The following is a 14835-nucleotide window of genomic DNA, read 5'->3' as shown; positions in this document are numbered from 1 at the left end:
GCTGGAGCGCCTGGCCGGCACGCCTCGCGGCCCCGTGGTGCTGGGGGTGCTGCCCACCCGTGGGCGCCTTCCTCGCCCCGGACCTGATGGCCGCCTTCGTCCCCGCCCACCCGGAGGTGCGGCCCCGCCTGGTCCAGGACCACGCCCCCGTGCTGGAGGAAGGCGTGGCCCGAGGCACGCTCGACCTGGCCATCCTCACGCTGCCCGTGCGCCGGGTGGACCTGGTCACGCAGCTGCTGTGGGACGAGCCCCTGGTGCTCGCGGTGCCCCGGGGCCACCGGCTGACGCGGCTGGGACGGCCCGTGGCGCTCCAGGAGCTGACGGAGGAGACGTGGGTCCGCATCCCCAACATGGTGGGCACGCGCGCGGTGGAAGCGGCGTGCGAGGCGCGCGGCGTGACGCCGAAGGTGGCCCTGGAGACGGACACCGCCGAAGCGCTGGGCCGCATGGTGGAGCGCGGCCTGGGGCTGGCGCTCGTGCCCCGGCTCATGGCGAAGGACGCCCCCGCCCACGGCTTCGACGTGGTGGCGCTCGCCCGGGGCAGTCCGCGCAGGCAGGTGGCGCTCGTGCATCGGGGGCAGGGCTCGCTCACCGCCGCGGCGCGCGTGCTCAAGGACGCCATCACGGACTCCGTGAAACAGCACGTGGCCCGCTGACAGTGAAGCCGCCGCTGGATTAGGAGGGCCCCATGCCCCGCATGGACAGCTTCGTGGAGTACACGTTGGAGTTGCTGGAGCCGCTCGGCGCGGTGCAGGCCCGCTCGATGTTCGGCGGCTGGGGCCTGTACTTCGGGGGCCGGATGTTCGGCCTCATCATCCAGGGCCAGCTCTACCTGAAGACGGACGACGTCACCCGCGCCGACTTCGAGGCCGAGGGCTGCCGGCCCTTCATCTACCGGAGCCGCGGCAGGGAGCAGCCGATGAGCTACTGGACGCCCCCCGCCGACGCGGAGGACGACGGACGCCGGCTGCTGCCCTGGGCCCGCCGCGCCGTGGACGCGTCCAACCGCGCCGCGATGAAGAAGGCCGCGAAGAAGGCACCCGCGGCGAAGAAGGCACCCGCGGCGAAGAAGCCACCCACCGCGAAGAAGCCACCCGCGGCGAAGAAGGCCGCCGCGAAGAAGAAGCCGGCGCGCGTCAGGCGGTCTTGATGGTGGCCACGTCGCCGAGCCCCAGCTCGGTGATGGAGGCCTCGCGCATGCGGAACTTCTGCACCTTGCCGGTGACCGTCATCGGGAAGCTGTCCACGAACTTCCAGTGGCGGGGAATCTTGAACGTGGAGATGCGGCCCGTGCAGTAGGCCGTCAGCGCCTCAGGGGTGAGCGTGGCGCCGGACTTCAGGCGCACCCACGCCATCACTTCCTCGCCGTACTTCACGCTGGGCACGCCGATGACTTGCGCCTCGGAGACGTCCGGGTGCGTGTGGAGGAACTCCTCCACTTCACGCGGGTACACGTTCTCCCCGCCCCGGATGATCATGTCCTTGATGCGGCCGACGATCTTGACGTAGCCCTCCGCGTCCATGGTCGCCAGGTCGCCGGTGTGCATCCATCCAGCCCGGTCGATGGCCGCCGCCGTGGCCTCCGCGTTGTCCCAGTACCCGAGCATCACGCTGTACCCCCGCGTGCACAGCTCCCCGGACTGCCCCAGCGGCACCACCGCGCCCGAGTCGGGGTCCACCACCTTCACCTCCAGGTGCGGGTGCACGCGGCCCACCGTGGCCACGCGCTTCTCCAGCGTGTCGTCCAGGGGGTTCTGCGTGGACACAGGGGACGTCTCCGTCATGCCGTAGCAGATGGTGACCTCCTCCATGTGCATGCGCGACTGCACCTGCTTCATCACCTCCACCGGGCACGGCGAGCCCGCCATGATGCCGGTGCGCAGCGACTTCAGGTCGAACTCTCCGAAGCGCGGATGGTCCAGCTCCGCGATGAACATGGTGGGCACGCCGTAGAGGGACGTACAGCGCTCGGCCTGCACCGTCTGGAGCACCGCCAGCGGGTCGAACGCCTCGCCCGGAATCACCATGGCCGAGCCGTGGGACGTGCAGGCCAGGTTGCCCATCACCATGCCGAAGCAGTGGTAGAAGGGCACCGGGATGCACACGCGGTCCTCCGGCCCGTAGCGCAGCACCTCGCCCACGAAGAAGCCGTTGTTGAGCACGTTGTGGTGCGACAGCGTCGCGCCCTTCGGGAAGCCCGTGGTGCCGGACGTGTACTGGATGTTGATGGGGTCGTCGAACTGGAGCGACCGCTCGCGCGCCTCCAGCACGTCGTCCCCGATGCTCGCCCCGCCCTTCACCAGCCGGTCCCAGTCCGAGTCCAGCACCAGCGCCTCGCGCAGCCCCGCGCACCGGGGCCGCACCTCCGCCAGCATCCGCGTGTAGTCCGTCTGCCGGAAGCCCTTCGCCAGCAGCAACACGCTCACGCCCGCCTGGTTGAGCACGTACTCCAGCTCCGACGTGCGGTAGGCGGGGTTCAGGTTGACGAGGATGGCGCCCGTGCGCGCGAGCGCGTACTGCGACACGGTCCACTCGAAGCGGTTGGGGGACCAGAGCCCCACCCGGTCGCCCTTCTGGATGCCCAGCGCCAAGAGCCCCCTGGCCACCGCCGTCGTCGCGTCCCAGAACTGCCGCCAGGTGACGCGGTAGTTCTGCGAGGCCACCACCAGCGCCTCGCGGTCGCCGAAGCGTTCGACGGTGCGGCGCAGGTTCTGGCCAATGGTCTCCCCCAGCAGCGGGGTCGTGCTGGTGCCATGGGCATAGGACAGGGCGGTCGTCATGCCCTCATCGTCCCCAGGGGGGTCCCGGATGGGCAAGCGTCAGCGGGGAGCAGGGCCTCCGGCTGTCCGCTTGTACCCGCCAGGCCACTCGCTACGGTCGTGGGCCTTCCCGGAGGATTCACATGCGTCAGTGGCCGGCGTTCCGTCGTGGGTTGTGGGGCTTCGTCTTGCTGTCCGTCCTTCACGCGAGCGCGGCCATCGCGGCCGGGGACACGCCCGTCGTCGTCGGCACCCGCACCACGCTGACGTCCAAGGTGCTGGGGGAGGACCGGCCGCTGATGATCCACCTGCCTGACGGCTACGAGGCCGCCCCCACCGAGCGCTATCCAGTGCTCTACGTGCTGGACGCGGAGACGCACTTCGTCCACGTCGCCGGCATGGTGGAGTTCCTGGCGCGGACGCGGCACATCCCGGAGATGATCGTCGTCGGGGTCCCCAACACGACGGACCGCACCCGGGACCTCACCCCACCCTTCTCCAAAACGGAGCGCGGCGACGACGGCCGGCTGCTCTCCGAGGTCTCACCCACGGCGGGCCATGCGGACACCTTCCTGCGCTTCCTCACCGAGGAACTGGCCCCCCACGTGGAGGCGCGCTACCGCACGCAGCCCTACCGGATCCTCGTGGGCCACTCCCTCGGCGGCCTCTTCGCGATGCACGTCCTCACGCACAAGCCGGAGAGCTTCAACGCCTACGTGGCCCTCAGCCCGTCGCTGCACTGGAACTCCGCGGAGCTCGTGCGCACCGCGCCGGAAGCCCTCGCGCGCCTCGCCGCACCGGGCCGCGCGCTCTACCTGGACGAGGACGCCGAGGAGGCCCCCAACGTCGCCAACCTGCGCAAGCTCACCAGGGACCTGCGCAAGCGCAAGCCCGCGAACCTCACGTGGCGCTACGACGAACTGCCCGGCCAGGACGACCACGCGAGCCTCCCGCACATCGGGACGTACGAAGGGCTGCGGTTCCTCTTCAACGGCTGGAAGGTCCCCGAGAAGCTCCAGCTGACGGGAGACCTGGCGCGCCTGGAGGCGCACTACACCGGACTGTCCAAGCGCGTGGGCTACCCGGTGGTGCCGCAGGAGCGCCTGTTCAATTCAGTGGGCTATCGCCACCTGGAGGCCAAACGCCTTCCCCAGGCGCTCGCCGCCTTCGAGCGGAACATCACGTTCCATCCCGACTCCGGCAACGCGCACGACAGCCTGGCGGATGCCCTGGAAGCAGCGGGGCGCCTCCAGGAGGCCCTGACGCACCGCGAGCGCGCCGTCGCGCTGGCACGCGAGCATCAGGATCCGGACCTGCCGCACTACCAGAAGCACGCGGATGCCCTCCGCGCCCGGCTCGCCGCGCAGCCCACGCCCTGAACCTTCGGCCCCGGATTCCGTCCCCCTGGATGAGAAGGTGAGAGCCCGGTCGGGCCGCCCCGCCAGCGGCGCACTCCCCGAACTGGTCCGACTGTCGGACCAGTTGGAGAAACCGAGGCCGGGGCCCCCTGCTGCATCCAGGCATTGGAAACCTGTCCGACTGTCGGACCAGTTGGGACGACCGGGGCCGGGGGCCCCTGCTGCATCCAGGCAGTGGAAAGCTGTCCGACTGTCGGACAGGTTTGGGCCGCGCCGGGCGGGATACAGCCTGGAGCTCCGGGGCTCAGGGGGCGAGGGCCACGGCCCGCTTCCGGCGCGGCCCATGCATGCGGTCCACGCCCTGGCACGCCGCGCAGAAGTAGAGCGTGCGCGCCGCCAACGACTGCCCCGTCACCTTCCCGCCGCAGCGCGGGCACGGGAGGCCCGCGCGGCTGTACACGCAGAAGCGCTCCGCCCGCTTGCGTCCAGGTGACGGCAGCGGTGGCGCACCGGGTGTGACGATGAGCCCGTCACGGACTCCGTCCCGCAGCAGCGCCCGCATCGCGCGCCACAGCCTGTCGAACGCCTCCCGTTCCAGCTCGCACGCGGGCATCAGCGGCGGCAGGCCCGCGACGAACAGCGCCTCCGCCCTCACGATGTTCCCCACGCCCGCGATGCGCCCCTGGTCCAGCAGCGCCTGCGCCAGCGGCACGCGTCCCCGCGTCAGCCGCGCATACGCCCGGTCCGGCGAGGCCTCCGCGCGCAGCGGATCCTCCCCCAGCCTCGCGCGCAACGCGGCCTCCTCCTCCAACGACAGCAGCTCGCACGCGGACGGTCCGGACAGGTGCAGCGTCGCCCCTTCCGAGACCAGCCGCAGCCGGCACGCCATGGAGGGCACAGGGGCCTCCCCCCGGAAGTGACGGATGCGCCCGAAGAGGCCCAGGTGGAGGTGCAGCCGCACGTCCCCTTCGAACGCATGGAACAGGTGCTTGCCGTGCGCGTCCACGCCCAGCAGCACCCGCCCGGACACCCCTTGCGCCACCTCCGGCCGGCCCTGCGGCGAGTCCGCCGCGAAGCGCCGCCCCACCAGCCAGCGGCGGTGCACCCGGGCGACCCGGTGGATGCTGTGACCCTCAGGCATCCCCGTGGGTAATCCCCGCCCTGCCCCGCCGCCGTGGCCCCCCGCGCCCTGGCCCCTGTCCGACCGGACGGCCGCGACGTTTTCGTGCGGCCGGCATCCACGCTCGGACGCCGCTCGCTACGCTCCGGAATGCGGGGAGAAGGCCAACCCGGCCTCCATCAGCCATTCCTCCAACGGAAACAAAGAAAACGCTGTCCTGCCACGGTATCCTGACGCAACGCCCCATGGACGATCCGAACGCCCGACTGGTTGCCACCCTGCTGGAGGCGCGGCAGCGCCACTGCTTCCCCCCGGACGTGCGCAAGGCGGCGCCGGAGTTCGTCGCGCAGGTGCTGGGGCTGCTCTTCCCCCACTTCGCGGAGCGGCTGGAGTGCAACGCCGCCGCGGTGCGCCGGGACGTCACCGCCGTGGAGGCGAGCCTCCAGCGCATCCAGGGGCTGCTCGCGCCGCACTACCCCGTCACGGACGCGGGCATGTCCTCGCGCTTCATGGCGAAGCTGCCGGACCTCTACGACTGGCTCCAGCAGGACGCTCGCGCCATCTTCGAGGCGGACCCCGCCGCGCGCAGCGTGGACGAGGTCGTGCTCACCTACCCGGGCTTCTACGCCATCGCCATCTACCGCGTGGCGAACGCGCTGCACCGGCTGAACTTCCCCCTGCTGCCGCGCCTGCTCACCGAGTACGCCCACCAGCGCACCGGCGTGGACATCCACCCGGGCGCCACCATCGGCCGCAAGTTCGTCATCGACCACGGCACGGGCCTCGTCGTTGGCGAGACGACCGTGATTGGCGACAACGTGAAGCTCTACCAGGGCGTCACGCTGGGCGCGCTGATGGTGGAGAAGGCCCTGGCGGACAGGAAGCGCCACCCCACCATCGAGGACGACGTGGTGGTGTACGCGAACGCCACCATCCTCGGAGGCGGGACGGTGGTGGGCAAGGGCAGCATCATCGCCGGCAACGCGTGGCTCACGCAGAGCGTGCCCGCCCAGTCCGTCGTCACCCGCCGCAGCGAGGTGCGCGCGCGCCACGGCGACGAGGGCCTGGACGTCCTCGACTACCAGATTTGAGCATCCCCTCACGCAGCGCCCGTTCCCCACTCACAGGAGACGCCATGAAGGTCGACAACATCCTGCAGACCATTGGCAACACGCCGCACGTGCGCATCAACCGGCTGTATCCGTCGCGCGTCACGGTGCACCTGAAGCTGGAGCGCGCCAACCCGGGCGGCAGCATCAAGGACCGCATCGGCCTGGCCATGATTGAGGACGCGGAGAAGAAGGGCCTCCTCAAGGAGGGCAGCGTCATCATCGAGCCCACCAGCGGCAACACCGGCATCGGCCTGGCCATGGTGGCCGCGGTGAAGGGCTACAAGATCATCCTGGTCATGCCGGACTCCATGAGCGTCGAGCGCCGCCGCGTGCTGGCCGCCTACGGCGCCACCTTCGACCTCACGCCGCGCGCCCAGGGCATGAAGGGCGCCATCGCCCGCGCCCAGGAGCTCGTCTCGCAGACGCCCGGCGCGTGGATGCCGCAGCAGTTCGAGAACGAATCCAACATCGAGGTCCACAAGCGCACCACCGCGCAGGAGATCCTCAACGACTTCCCGGAGGGGCTGGACTACCTCATCACGGGCGTGGGCACCGGCGGCCACATCACCGCGTGCGGCGAGGTGCTCAAGGCGAAGTGGCCCAAGCTGAAGGTGCTCGCGGTGGAGCCGGTGAAGTCCCCCGTCATCAGCGGCGGCCCGCCGGGCCCGCACCCCATCCAGGGCCTGGGCGCGGGCTTCATCCCGAAGAACCTGCACACCGACATCCTCGACGGCACCATCCAGGTGGATGAGAAGGACGCCTACGAGTTCACCCGCCGCGCCGCGCGCGAGGAGGGCATCTTCGTCGGCGTGTCCTCCGGCGCCGCGCTGTCCGCGGTGAACCAGAAGCTGGCGGAGATGCCGGATGGCAGCCGCGTGCTCGCCTTCTGCTACGACACCGGCGAGCGCTACCTCTCCGTGGAGAACCTCTTCCCGGCGCAGTAGCCGTCCGCGTGCGCCACGGTCCGGGTGGGACGCCTCACCCGGGCCGGTACGCGCGCACCAGGTCCACCAGCCGGTCCATCTCCTCGTTCGTGTTGTAGAAGTGCGGCGACAGGCGGATGCGTCCGCGCCGGACGGAGTGGGACACCTTCTGCTGCGACAGGGAGGCGCTGAGCGCGTGGACGTTCGCGCCGGGCGGCAGGAAGGTGAGGATGCCCGCGCGGTCCTTCCGCTCGGGGCCCACGTCGCACCCCAGGTTGCGCAGGCCCGCGTCCAGCCGGGTCAGCAGCTCGCCAATCCGCGCGCCGATGGCGTCCGGGCCCACCTCCAGCAGCAGCTCCAGCGCGGCGCCCAGGGCGTAGATGCCGGGGTACGCGGCGCTGCCCTCCTCGAACTTCGCCGCGTCCGCGCGCAGCTCGAAGTGCGAGCGGTTGAAGTTCCACGCGTCGGTGGTGCTGCGCCAGCCGACCAGCGCGGGCCGCACGCGCGGCAGCACGTCCTTCGCCACGTACAGGAAGCCGATGCCGGAGATGCCCAGCATCCACTTGTGGCTGTCCGCGCTGAGGAAGTGCGCGCGGCTCCTCTTCACGTCCACCGGGATGCAGCCCACGCTCTGGATGCCGTCCACGCACAAGAGCACGCCGGAGCGCTCACACACTTCGCCCAGCGCCTCCAGGTCCGTGCGGTGGCCGGTGGCGAACTGCACCGACGACACCGCCACCAGCCGCGTGCGCGGGGTGAGCACGGACGCCACCGCCTCCGGCGTCACGCCGCCGTGCGGAGTGGGAATCTCGCGGACCTCCACGCCCCGGCCCTTGAGGTGCAGCCACGGGTAGACGTTGGAGGGGTACTCGAGGCTCGTGGCGACGGCGACCTCGTCCCCGGGCCGCCAGTCCAGGCCTTCCGCCACCAGCCCCAGACCGTGGCTGGTGTTGCGCACGAAGGCTACCTCCTCCGGAGAAGCCCCGATGATGCGCGCGGCGAGCCCGCGCACCCTCTCGCTGTGGGCCTCCCAGCTCCGCTCATTCAGGACGCCGTGGTTCACCACGTCGTCCATCCACGCCTTCACGGCGGCGGCGGCGCGCAGGCTGGTGGGCGCGACCCCAGCGTGGTTGAGGTAGAGCTGTTCCTTCAGGACGGGGAACTCGGCGCGGTAGGACTCGAACGGGGCAGGCATGTCCAGCGAGTGTAGCCACCCGCCCGCCGCGAGCCGCACGCACGGAAGCCCCCGTCGACTACAGGACGACCAGCAGGCCCAGCGACGCCGTGGGGTACACCGTGCGCAGGCCCAGGTTGCTGGAGCCCACCTGGAGCTCGCGCACGTCCGTGAAGGTGAAGCCCGGGCCGGCCCGCGCGGACAGGCCCACGCGCCCGGAGCCCGGCCGCCACATCACGCCCAGCGTCGGCTCCAGGAAGGCCGTCGTCGTGTAGTCCTTGCGGTCCGGCACCGCCGCGCCGTCGGGGCGCGCGACGAACTCCTCCAGGCCCAGCGTCATCCCCACGAACGGGCGCACGGTGCCGTTCGCCAGGAAGGCGAGCGTGTAGCGGCTGTCCACGCCCACGCCGAAGTTGAGCTTCACGTCGCTGCCGCTCACGCCGGTGAAGCGCGCCTTCGCGCCCAGCGACCGGTTCCACCCGCCCGCGCGCCCCAGCAGGCCGAACGCCAGCCGCGAGTCCCGCGACGGCGCCACCTCCGCCCGGATGCCGTACAGCGAGCCGTCCAGCGCGGGCGGCTGCAGCTCCAGCAGGAACGCCCCGCGCCGCTGCTGCTCCTGCCCCGTGGACGAGGACGCCATGTCCTGCGCCACCGCCGGCACCGACACCAACGCCGCGCCCACCGCCACCGCCTTCACCCACTGCATCGACCGCCTGGACTCGACTCGCATGGCCCGCCTCCTTCGTTTTAGTCGAACGACTAACTTAGTCACACGACTAACTAAGACCGGCGACGCGGGATGTCAAGCCGGCGAGCGGACGCCGGCCTTGCGGGGGTGGGAGGCGGTGCCCTATGGGTCTGGGATGCCTTCCCCCCGCCGTGGCAAGACGCCGCCTCCCCCGACCGCTCCGGAGCCTGACGCCCGGGCGCGCCTCATCGCCGCCGGCCAGCGCGTGTTGGGGGAGCGCGGCTACGACGCCGCGACGGTGAAGGAGGTGGCGCGCGAGGCGGGGGTGAACCAGGGGCTGGTGCACTACTACTTCGGCAGCAAGGACGCGTTGCTCCTGGCCGTGACGCAGGAGGCGAGCCGCCAGTACATGTCGGAGCTGGAGCGGCTGCGCGCGCAGACGCCCGCGGAGGAGCTGGCGGAGACGGCCTTCGCCTGGGGCGAGAAGCTGGCGACGGACGCGCCCGGGACGTGCCGGCTGCGCTACGAGCTGTTCGCGCTGGGCCTGCGCAACCGGGACCTGACGCCCGCCGTCTCGCAGCTGCTGGGCCAGGGCGACGAGGAGATCGCCCGCACCGTGGCGCACGTGCGCACGGGCCACGGCGCGGCGCCCACCGCGGAGGATCTGCACTACGCGGTCATCATCAAGGCGTGCGTGGACGGGCTCGCGCTGCACCACCAGCTGGACAAGAGCTTCGACCCGCTGCCCGTGTACGCGCTCCTGCGGCGGATCATCCTCGCGAGCATCGAGCAGCCGCCCCCTCCCCGCGCGCCCACGCGCAAGCCCAAGGCCCAGGGCCGGCGCGCGAAGCCGTCACCGCGCCCGCCGCGCAAGGCCCCGGGTCCGCGCCGCCGCTGAAGGCAGCAGCCGGGGCAGCGCCAGCCCCAGAACACACGTTCAACATTCAGTGGCTTCACCAACCCACGGGGGCGCAGGATGCCCCGCATGGACTTCCAGCCCTCCGCCAGGACGACCGAATACCTGGAGCGCGTGAAGCGCTTCATGTCCCAGCACATCGAGCCGGTGGAGGGCGCCTACCTCCAGGCCCTGCACGCGATGGAAGCCGGCGGAGACTGGCGCCAGTGGAAGGTGCCGCCCGTGATGGTGGAGCTCAAGGCCCGCGCGAAGGCCGAAGGGCTGTGGAACCTCTTCCTCCCGGACGCGAAGCTGGGCGCGGGCCTGAGCACGCTGGAGTACGCGCCGCTCGCGGAAGCCATGGGCCGCAGCTTCATGGCGCCGGAGGTCTTCAACTGCAGCGCCCCGGACACCGGCAACATGGAGGTGCTCTGGCGCTACGGCTCCCCGGAGCAGCAGGAGCAGTGGCTGAAGCCGCTGCTCGCGGGCGACATCCGCTCCGTGTTCTGCATGACGGAGCCGGACGCCGCGTCGTCGGACGCCACCAACATGCAGGCCACCGCGGAGGTGGACGGCGACCACGTGGTGCTCAACGGCAAGAAGTGGTGGTCCAGCGGCCTGGGCCACCCCAACGCCAAGGTGGCCATCTTCATGGGCCGCACGTCCCAGGCGGGCGCGGACCGCCACCACCAGCACTCCATGGTCCTGGTGCCGCTGGATGCGCCGGGCGTCGAAATCATCCGCATGCTGCCCGTCTACGGCGACCATGACGCCCCGCACGGCCACGGCGAGGTGCACTTCCACGACGTGCGGGTGCCGGCGTCCGCGCTCATCTCCGGCCCGGGCATGGGCTTCGAAATCGCGCAGGGCCGCCTGGGGCCGGGCCGCATCCACCACTGCATGCGCTGCATCGGCGCGGCGGAGCGGGCGCTGGAGCTGATGATCGACCGCGGCATGGGCCGCACCGCGTTCGGCAAGCCGCTCATCAACCTGGGCGGCAACCGCGAGCGCGTGGCGGAAGCACGCATCGCCATCGACCAGGCCCGCCTGCTCACGCTGTACGCGGCGTGGAAGCTGGACGACGTGGGCGCGCTGGGGGCGATGACGGAGATTTCGGCCATCAAGGTCGTGGCGCCCAACGTGCTCCAGCGGGTGGTGGACGACGCCATCCAGGTGCACGGCGGCGCGGGCGTGTCGCGCGACACGCCGCTCGCGGGCTTCTTCGCCCAGGCGCGCAGCCTGCGCATCGCGGACGGCCCGGACGAGGTGCACAAGGGCGTCATCACCCGCATCGAGCTCGCGAAGCGCGGCTTCAGCAAGGGAGGCTGAACATGACGACCCCGGTCTCCATCCCCCTGGACGAGGGGAAGGCCGTGCGCTCCGGCGAGGCGCTGGACGTGCCCGCGGTGGACGCGTGGCTGAAGGCCCAGGTGCCCTCGCTCCAGGGCACCCCGGAGGTGACGCAGTACACGGGTGGCGCCTCCAACTGGACCTACCGGCTCAAGTACGAGAACCGCGACCTCATCCTGCGCAGGCCGCCCGCGGGCACCAAGGCGAAGTCCGCGCACGACATGGCGCGCGAGTACACGGTGCAGCAGGCGCTCAAGCCCGTGTACCCGGTGGTGCCCACCATGGTGGGGCTGTGCCAGGACCCGGCCGTGCTGGGCGCGGAGTTCTACGTGATGGAGCGCATCCCCGGCCTCATCCCGCGCAAGCACCTGCCCAAGGGGCTCAACCTGGACAAGGCCCGCACGCGCCAGCTGTGCCTCAACGTGGTGGATCAGCTCATCGCGCTGCACGGCGTGGACGCGCAGGCGGTGGGCCTGACGTCGCTGGGCAAGGGGCCGGGCTATCCGCAGCGCCAGATTTCCGGCTGGTCCGACCGCTACGAGAAGGCGCGCACCTGGAACGTGCCCCGGATGAAGCGCACGCGGGACTGGCTGGCCGCGCACGTCCCGCCGGACATCAAGACGTGCGTCATCCACAACGACTGGCGCTTCGACAACGTGGTGCTCAAGCCGGAGGACCCCACGCAGGTCATCGGGGTGCTGGACTGGGAGATGGCCACGCTGGGCGACCCGCTGATGGACCTGGGCAACACGCTGGCCTACTGGGTCCAGGCGGATGACGACGCGTTCCTGCGCATGACGCGGCGGCAGCCCACGGACCTGCCCGGCATGCTCACGCGCGAGGAGGTGGTGGCGTACTACCTGGAGCGCACCGGCCTGAAGCCCGCCAACTGGACCTTCTACGAGGTCTACGGCGTGTTCCGGCTCGCGGTCATCGCGCAGCAGATCTACTACCGCTACCACCACAAGCAGACGCGCAACCCGGCGTTCAAGAACTACTGGCTCATCGTCAACTACCTGGCCTACCGCTGCCGCCAGCTCATCAAGAAGGCGGGCGGCTGATGGGCGCGCTCTACCTCATCCGCCACGGCCAGGCGTCCTTCGGCGCGAAGGACTACGACAAGCTGTCGGACGTGGGCGTGCAGCAGGCGCGCGTCCTGGGTGAAGCCCTGCGCTCGCGACTGCCGAAGGTGGACGCCGTGGTGACGGGCACGATGCTGCGCCACCGCGAGACGGCGGACGCGTGCCTCCAGGCGCTGGGCCAGCAGGTGGAGCCCGTGCGGACGCCAGGGTTCAACGAGTTCGACCACGAGGAGGTCGTGCACCGGCACACGCCGCGCTACGCGGACTTCGCCGTGCTGCGCGAGGAGCTGGCGCAGGCGAAGGATCCGCGCCGCGCGTACCAGGACCTCTTCACGCAGGCCGTGGGGCGCTGGGTCGCGGGCGGCCACGACAGCGAGTACCGGGAGTCCTGGGCCGCCTTCAAGGCGCGCTGCCTGGAGGCGCTGGCGACGCTCGTGGCCTCGCTGGGGCCCTCCCGGACGGCGCTGGTGTTCACTTCCGGCGGTCCCATCACGGCCATCAGCCAGGACCTGCTGGGCATCCCGGACGAGCACGCGTTCCGGACGAACTGGACGCTGGCGAACTGTGGAGTCACGAAGGTCCTCTACAGCGAGCGGGGCCGGTATCTGTCCACGCTCAACGAGCACGGACACTTCGAGGGCGAACACCGCGCGCTCATCACCTACCGCTGAGGTGAGGGGCTCGCGTAGCGTGGGCCCATGACGCGGTGCCTGCTCAACATCGACCTGGGGGAGCTGCCCGGGGAGGACGAACAGCTCTACGCGCTCGCGCACCTGGCGAACATCGCCTGTGGAGGACACGCGGGGGATGCGGCGTCCATGCGGCGGGCGCTGGAGCTGTGCGAGCGCCACGGCACGCTGGCCGGCGCGCATCCGTCATACGCGGACCGCGAGGGCTTCGGACGCAAGGCCCTGGACGTGACGCCAGAGGTGCTGCGCGCGCAAGTGGCGGAGCAGTGCGGACGGCTGGCCGCGCTGGCCCGCGAGCGCGGCGTGCCGGTGCGGCACGCGAAGCCCCACGGTGCGCTGTACCACGCGGCCAACAAGTCCCTGGAGCTGGCGCGCGCGGTGGTGGACGGCGTGGTGGAGGCCCTGGGGACGGACGTCACGGTGGTGGGGCCCGGCGCGGGAGCGCTGAGGGACGCGGCGGTGGCCACGGGGCTCAGGTATGCGCGTGAGGGCTTCGCGGACCGGGGCACGTTGCCGGACGGTTCGCTGATTCCACGAGGCCAGCCCGGCGCGGTGCTGACGGACGTGGGGCAGGCGCGACAGAACACGGTACGGCTGGCCACGGGCGGCACGGTGGACACGCTCTGCGTGCACGGCGACACCCCGGGCGCGGTGACCCTGGCCCGCGAGGTGCGCGCGATGCTGGACGCGCTGGAGCAGCCCCCCGAGCCCATGGGAGACAGCGCGCTGCGGCTGGTGCTGCCGGAGGCGGTGGACCGGGGACTGGCGAGAGAGGCCCTGTGCGCGCTGCCGGGCGTCCAGGACGCGGTCATCACCGAGGCCCACGCGTGCGTGTACTTCGACCCGGCGACACCGCCCGAGTCCCCGGCGCTCGTGTTGACGCGGCTGCGCGTGGCGCCCGTGGCCCCGGTGGAGCATCCGCTCATCCGGATCCGCGTGCGCTACGACGGCGAAGACCTGCCAAAGGTGGCCGAGCACGCGGGTCTGTCCGTGGAGGAAGTGGTGCGGCGCCACACAGCCCGCGAGTACACGGTGCGCTGCGTGGGGTTCCTGCCCGGCTTCGCGTACCTGGGGGACGTGGATCCGCGCATCGCGTGTCCCCGGCTGCCGGTGCCGCGCACGCGGGTGCCGGCGCTCGCGGTGGGCATCGCCGGGGAGCGCACGGGCGTGTATCCGTTCGCGTCGCCGGGAGGCTGGAACCTCGTGGGCACCGCGCTGGACTTCACCGCGTTCGACCCCCAGCGCGGCGCGGTGCTGCACCTGGGCGACCGCGTGCGCTTCGAGCCGGTGGATGCATGAAGGCCCTGCTCAGGAGGCCGGGCACGAACGCACGGCATCCCATGGATGCCGCCAGGGTCGAAGCCCAGCCACACTCGCGCCACGCGAGGACGGATGAACACGCCCGCGGTTCCACCAGACCCTTGAGCAAGCAGGGTCTACATCTCCCGTCTGACACGGATCCGCCCCGTCTGGCAGCCGGACCGGCATCCGCAGCCCGAATGGAGCGGGCGCTCCCCGCTCCGATGCTCCCAACTGGTCCGACTGTCGGACAGGTTCCGCGGCCCGAATGGAGCGGGCGCTCCCCGCTCCGGTGCTCCCAACTGGTCCTACTGTCGGACCGGTTTCCCCGGCCCGAATGGAGCGGGCGCTCCCCGCTCCGATGCTCCCAACTGGTCCGACTGTCG

At 71.4% G+C, this 14835-nt stretch carries 14 protein-coding genes; 10 read left to right on the top strand and 4 right to left on the bottom strand.

The annotated features are described in order from the left end of the window. Both ACLEQD_RS20840 and ACLEQD_RS20835 read left to right on the top strand, forming a co-directional pair. Nucleotides 1-656: LysR family transcriptional regulator substrate-binding protein (locus tag ACLEQD_RS20840; RefSeq protein WP_410386040.1), on the top strand; the 656-nt coding region annotated here is incomplete at its 5' end. 32 nt (nt 657-688) lie between these two features. Then, on the top strand, nt 689-1150 hold the full coding sequence (locus ACLEQD_RS20835; RefSeq protein ID WP_410386038.1) for a TfoX/Sxy family protein: 462 nt from the start codon (nt 689-691) through the stop codon (nt 1148-1150). Here ACLEQD_RS20835 and ACLEQD_RS20830 read toward each other — a convergent pair. Next, nucleotides 1137-2780 (bottom strand): AMP-binding protein, encoded by a 1644-nt coding sequence (locus tag ACLEQD_RS20830; protein WP_410386036.1) that lies wholly within the window; start codon nt 2778-2780, stop codon nt 1137-1139. The genes ACLEQD_RS20835 and ACLEQD_RS20830 overlap by 14 nt on opposite strands. 122 nt (nt 2781-2902) lie before the next feature. Between ACLEQD_RS20830 and ACLEQD_RS20825 the strand changes: the two genes are divergently transcribed. Next, a complete protein-coding gene (locus ACLEQD_RS20825) occupies nt 2903-4138 on the top strand; it encodes an alpha/beta hydrolase-fold protein (protein ID WP_410386034.1) in 1236 nt (411 codons plus the stop codon). A 283-nt stretch (nt 4139-4421) separates the two neighbouring features. On the opposite strand, the gene ACLEQD_RS20820 is transcribed toward ACLEQD_RS20825, so the two are convergent. Next, nucleotides 4422-5258: an Fpg/Nei family DNA glycosylase gene (locus ACLEQD_RS20820; protein ID WP_410386032.1), complete on the bottom strand. Its 837-nt coding sequence runs from the start codon at nt 5256-5258 to the stop codon at nt 4422-4424. A gap of 224 nt (nt 5259-5482) precedes the next feature. Between ACLEQD_RS20820 and epsC the strand changes: the two genes are divergently transcribed. Next, the gene (gene epsC, locus ACLEQD_RS20815; RefSeq protein WP_410386031.1) at nt 5483-6328 is read left to right on the top strand and encodes a serine O-acetyltransferase EpsC; all 846 of its coding nucleotides are present in this window, start codon (nt 5483-5485) and stop codon (nt 6326-6328) included. 44 nt (nt 6329-6372) lie between these two features. Beyond that, entirely contained in the window at nt 6373-7293 is a 921-nt protein-coding gene (gene cysK, locus ACLEQD_RS20810; protein ID WP_410386030.1) for a cysteine synthase A, read from the top strand. 34 nt (nt 7294-7327) lie between these two features. On the opposite strand, the gene ACLEQD_RS20805 is transcribed toward cysK, so the two are convergent. Further along, nucleotides 7328-8467: an aminotransferase class V-fold PLP-dependent enzyme gene (locus ACLEQD_RS20805; RefSeq protein ID WP_410386029.1), complete on the bottom strand. Its 1140-nt coding sequence runs from the start codon at nt 8465-8467 to the stop codon at nt 7328-7330. A gap of 58 nt (nt 8468-8525) precedes the next feature. Beyond that, complete coding sequence (locus tag ACLEQD_RS20800; RefSeq protein WP_410386028.1) at nt 8526-9176, bottom strand: hypothetical protein; 651 nt, start codon at nt 9174-9176, stop codon at nt 8526-8528. Nucleotides 9177-9309: 133 nt separating this feature from the next. Here ACLEQD_RS20800 and ACLEQD_RS20795 point away from each other — a divergent pair, with 133 nt between their 5' ends. The 5 genes from ACLEQD_RS20795 to ACLEQD_RS20775 all read left to right on the top strand — a co-directional run bounded on the left by ACLEQD_RS20795 (nt 9310) and on the right by ACLEQD_RS20775 (nt 14449). Next, entirely contained in the window at nt 9310-10032 is a 723-nt protein-coding gene (locus tag ACLEQD_RS20795) for a TetR/AcrR family transcriptional regulator (RefSeq protein ID WP_410386027.1), read from the top strand. 87 nt (nt 10033-10119) lie between these two features. Then, nucleotides 10120-11358 (top strand): acyl-CoA dehydrogenase family protein, encoded by a 1239-nt coding sequence (locus ACLEQD_RS20790; RefSeq protein ID WP_410386026.1) that lies wholly within the window; start codon nt 10120-10122, stop codon nt 11356-11358. 2 nt (nt 11359-11360) lie between these two features. Further along, nucleotides 11361-12440, top strand: coding sequence for a phosphotransferase family protein (locus ACLEQD_RS20785; protein ID WP_410386025.1), 1080 nt, complete (start codon nt 11361-11363; stop codon nt 12438-12440). Continuing rightward, a complete protein-coding gene (locus ACLEQD_RS20780; protein ID WP_171420485.1) occupies nt 12440-13132 on the top strand; it encodes a histidine phosphatase family protein in 693 nt (230 codons plus the stop codon). The genes ACLEQD_RS20785 and ACLEQD_RS20780 overlap by 1 nt, the downstream gene beginning before the upstream one ends. Nucleotides 13133-13159: 27 nt before the next feature. Further along, entirely contained in the window at nt 13160-14449 is a 1290-nt protein-coding gene (locus tag ACLEQD_RS20775) for a LamB/YcsF family protein (protein ID WP_410386024.1), read from the top strand. Nucleotides 14450-14835 lie beyond the last annotated feature (386 nt).

The sequence above is a fragment of the Corallococcus sp. 4LFB genome (genome assembly GCF_046520365.1).
In the GTDB taxonomy this organism is placed as follows: domain Bacteria; phylum Myxococcota; class Myxococcia; order Myxococcales; family Myxococcaceae; genus Corallococcus; species Corallococcus caeni.
The sequence above is the reverse complement of the archived record's forward strand: the minus strand, read 5'-3'. Positions and strand labels throughout refer to the sequence as shown.

Coding starts and splice junctions, on each gene's coding strand:
- ACLEQD_RS20835 (WP_410386038.1), top strand. CDS start 689: ATGCCCCGCATGGACAGCTTCGTGGAGTACACGTTGGAGTTGCTGGAG.
- ACLEQD_RS20830 (WP_410386036.1), bottom strand. CDS start 2,780: ATGACGACCGCCCTGTCCTATGCCCATGGCACCAGCACGACCCCGCTG.
- ACLEQD_RS20825 (WP_410386034.1), top strand. CDS start 2,903: ATGCGTCAGTGGCCGGCGTTCCGTCGTGGGTTGTGGGGCTTCGTCTTG.
- ACLEQD_RS20820 (WP_410386032.1), bottom strand. CDS start 5,258: ATGCCTGAGGGTCACAGCATCCACCGGGTCGCCCGGGTGCACCGCCGC.
- epsC (WP_410386031.1), top strand. CDS start 5,483: ATGGACGATCCGAACGCCCGACTGGTTGCCACCCTGCTGGAGGCGCGG.
- cysK (WP_410386030.1), top strand. CDS start 6,373: ATGAAGGTCGACAACATCCTGCAGACCATTGGCAACACGCCGCACGTG.
- ACLEQD_RS20805 (WP_410386029.1), bottom strand. CDS start 8,467: ATGCCTGCCCCGTTCGAGTCCTACCGCGCCGAGTTCCCCGTCCTGAAG.
- ACLEQD_RS20800 (WP_410386028.1), bottom strand. CDS start 9,176: ATGCGAGTCGAGTCCAGGCGGTCGATGCAGTGGGTGAAGGCGGTGGCG.
- ACLEQD_RS20795 (WP_410386027.1), top strand. CDS start 9,310: ATGCCTTCCCCCCGCCGTGGCAAGACGCCGCCTCCCCCGACCGCTCCG.
- ACLEQD_RS20790 (WP_410386026.1), top strand. CDS start 10,120: ATGGACTTCCAGCCCTCCGCCAGGACGACCGAATACCTGGAGCGCGTG.
- ACLEQD_RS20785 (WP_410386025.1), top strand. CDS start 11,361: ATGACGACCCCGGTCTCCATCCCCCTGGACGAGGGGAAGGCCGTGCGC.
- ACLEQD_RS20780 (WP_171420485.1), top strand. CDS start 12,440: ATGGGCGCGCTCTACCTCATCCGCCACGGCCAGGCGTCCTTCGGCGCG.
- ACLEQD_RS20775 (WP_410386024.1), top strand. CDS start 13,160: ATGACGCGGTGCCTGCTCAACATCGACCTGGGGGAGCTGCCCGGGGAG.